The organism is Ramlibacter sp. (genome assembly GCF_035706265.1).
GTDB lineage: Bacteria > Pseudomonadota > Gammaproteobacteria > Burkholderiales > Burkholderiaceae_C > Ramlibacter.
Genome location: NZ_DASSVG010000333.1, coordinates 1 through 2,971 on the forward strand (window position 1 = coordinate 1; position 2,971 = coordinate 2,971).

Annotated in this window: 3 protein-coding genes; all 3 read right to left on the minus strand. The window is 68.4% G+C overall.

All coding sequences use genetic code 11. From position 1 onward, the window contains the following. Positions 1–287: 287 nt before the first annotated feature. A complete protein-coding gene (gene purH, locus VFM98_RS12010) occupies positions 288–1,859 on the minus strand; it encodes a bifunctional phosphoribosylaminoimidazolecarboxamide formyltransferase/IMP cyclohydrolase (RefSeq protein ID WP_325110155.1) in 1,572 nt (523 codons plus the stop codon). Between the two features lie 50 nt (positions 1,860–1,909). Beyond that, positions 1,910–2,146, minus strand: coding sequence for a Fis family transcriptional regulator (locus VFM98_RS12015; RefSeq protein ID WP_325110156.1), 237 nt, complete (start codon positions 2,144–2,146; stop codon positions 1,910–1,912). 49 nt (positions 2,147–2,195) lie between these two features. Continuing rightward, positions 2,196–2,971, minus strand: a 776-nt coding sequence (locus tag VFM98_RS12020; protein WP_325110157.1) for a tRNA dihydrouridine synthase, incomplete at its 5' end; no start/stop codon positions are given.

A 2,971-nucleotide genomic window follows, 5' to 3' on the forward strand; every position in this document is an offset into this window, starting at 1 on the left:
CCGGCGCTGTACGAGGCCGGCTTCGTGAGCGCCGCGCACACGGAAGACGACATCCGCCTGACGGTGGATGCGGCGCGGGAAGTGTTCAAGACGCTGGGTTGATCCGGGCATTGCGGCCTGGACGCAACGCCACTACAACAGCCGGACGCAAAGGGCGCAAAGGGTACGCAAAGGACGCAAAAGAAGACCTTTGAAGTTTTCTCGGTCTTCTTTGCGTCCTTTGCGTATCTTTCGCGTCCTCTGCGTCCGGCTGTTGGCTTCTTGCGGCCAGTGAAGGCGCGCGGCGCTCAATGGCGGAAGTGCCGCACCCCCGTGAACACCATCGCCACGCCCCGTTCGTTCGCGGCGTCGATCACCTCCTGATCGCGCATCGAGCCGCCCGGCTGGATGACGCAGGTGGCGCCGTTGTCCACCACCACGTCGAGGCCGTCGCGGAACGGGAAGAAGGCGTCGCTCGCCACCGCCGTGCCCTGCAGCGACAGCTTGGCGTGCTGCGCCTTGATGCTGGCGATGCGGGCCGAATCCAGGCGGCTCATCTGGCCGGCGCCGACGCCCATCGTCATGCCGGCCTTGCAGAACACGATCGCGTTCGACTTGACGAACTTCGCGACCTTCCACGCGAACAGCAGGTCTTCCAGTTCGTCGCTGGTCGGCGTCTTCTTCGTGACGCACTTCAGCTCGCCGAGCGTCAGTTCGCGGTTGTCCGCGGTCTGCATCAGCAGGCCCGAGCCGACCCGCTTCACGTCCATGAAGTTCTGGCCCCTGTCCCAGGGCCGCTCGCCGCCCGGCGGCAGCGCGATCTTCAGCAGCCGCACGTTGGCCTTGCCGGCGAACACCTGCAGCGCCTCGGGCGCGAAGTCGGGCGCCATCAGCACCTCGACGAACTGCTTGCTCACGGCCTGCGCGCCGGCGCCGTCGAGCGGCCGGTTGAAGGCGATGATGCCGCCGAAGGCCGACGTCGGATCGGTCTGGAAGGCCTTGGAATAGGCCTCCAGCGGATCCTTGCCGATGGCCACCCCGCAGGGGTTGGCGTGCTTCACGATCACGCAGGCGGGCGCGTCGAAGCTCTTCACGCACTCCCACGCCGCGTCGGCGTCGGCGATGTTGTTGTACGAGAGCTCCTTGCCCTGCAGCTGCTGCGCCGCCGCCAGCGAGCCGGGCGCGGGATACAGGTCGCGGTAGAAGGCGGCCTGCTGGTGCGGGTTCTCGCCGTAGCGCAGGTCCTGCAGCTTGACGAAGCGGCCGTTGGACTGGGCCGGGAACAGGGAGCGCGAGCCGTCTTCCTGCAGGGCCGAGAGGTAGTCACTGATCGCCGCGTCGTAGTTGCTCACGCGGTTGAAGGCGGCCACGGCGAGCGCGAACTTCGTCTTCTGCGACAGCTGCCCGGAAGCCTTCAGTTCGTCGACCACCGGCTGGTACTGCGCGGCGTCGGTGAGCACCGCCACGTCCTTCCAGTTCTTGGCGCCGCTGCGCACCATCGCCGGCCCGCCGATGTCGATGTTCTCGATCGCCTCCTCCAGCGTGCAGCCCGGGCGCGCGACCGTGTTCTCGAACGGATAGAGGTTCACGACCAGGATGTCGATCGTGTGGATCATGTGGCGGTGCAGGGCCGCCATGTGGTCGGGATGGTCGCGGCGCGCCAGCAGGCCGCCGTGGATCTTGGGGTGCAGCGTCTTCACCCGGCCGTCCAGCATCTCGGGGAAGCCGGTGACCTCGGCCACCTCGGTGACGGGCAGGCCCTGCTCGGCCAGCAGCTTCGCGGTGCCGCCGGTGGAGATCAGGCGCACGCCCAGTTCGTGCAGGGCGCGGGCGAGCTCGACGACGCCGCTCTTGTCGGAAACGGAGATGAGTGCGTTCATGGTCGGTCGGGGACAGGGCGGCGCGTTGCGGCTGCCGCCTTGTCGCTCCGTCATTTAAGGAGTTTGTGTTCGATCAGTTTCTTGCGCAGCGTGTTGCGGTTGAGCCCCAGCCATTCCGCTGCGCGCGACTGGTTGTTCTCGGCTTTCGCCATCACCACTTCCAGCAGCGGTCTTTCCACCACCTTCAGCAGCATTTCGTACATCCCATCCGGCTCCGTGCCGCGCAGGTCCCGGAAGTAACCCTCCAGGCTCTGCCGGACACAGTCCTCGATCTGCTTCTTGCTCATTCGTGCTTCTCCGTGCCGCGCACCGGAATGCGCGGCCACCGCGGCCGTCTCATGCGCCGCTTTCCGCCAGGGCCTCGGTCTCCTCCTCCGATGCCGGGGGCAGCCGGTCCATCCGCGCCCCCAGGGCGTCGAAAAAGGCCGCGACCGCCGCCAGCTGGCTGGCGCTGTCTTCGATTTCGTTCATGCTCGTGCGGAACGCCTCGCCCCCGGGGAGGGTGCGGACGTACCAGCCGATGTGCTTGCGTGCGCTGCGCACGCCGGTGCTTTCGCCGTAGAGCGCGTAGTGGTCCTGCAGGTGCGCGAGCAGGGCCCGCTGCACCTCGGCCACCAGCGGCGGCGCGAGCTCCGCGCCGGTGGCCAGGAAGTGCACCACCTCGCGGAAGATCCAGGGGCGCCCCTGCGCCGCGCGGCCGATCATCACCGCGTCCGCGCCGGTGGCGGCGAGCACCGCGCGGGCCTTGCGCGGCGAGACGATGTCGCCGTTGGCCACCACGGGCACGCGCACCGCCGCCTTCACGGCGGCGATGGTCTCGTATTCGGCCTCGCCCTGGTAGCCCTGCTCGCGCGTGCGGCCGTGCACGGTGAGCATCTGCACGCCGCAGTCCTCGAACGCGCGGGCGAGCGCCACCGCGTTGCGGTGCGTTTGCGACCAGCCCGTGCGCATCTTCAGCGTGACGGGCACGCCCAGCGGCTCGTCCTGCATCAGCGCCGAGCCGGCCCACTTGCTGCAGACCTTCTTGGCCGGGCAGCCCATGTTGATGTCGATGATCTGCGCGCCGCGCTCGACGTTGTAGACGGCGGCCTCGGCCATCATCGCCGCCTCGG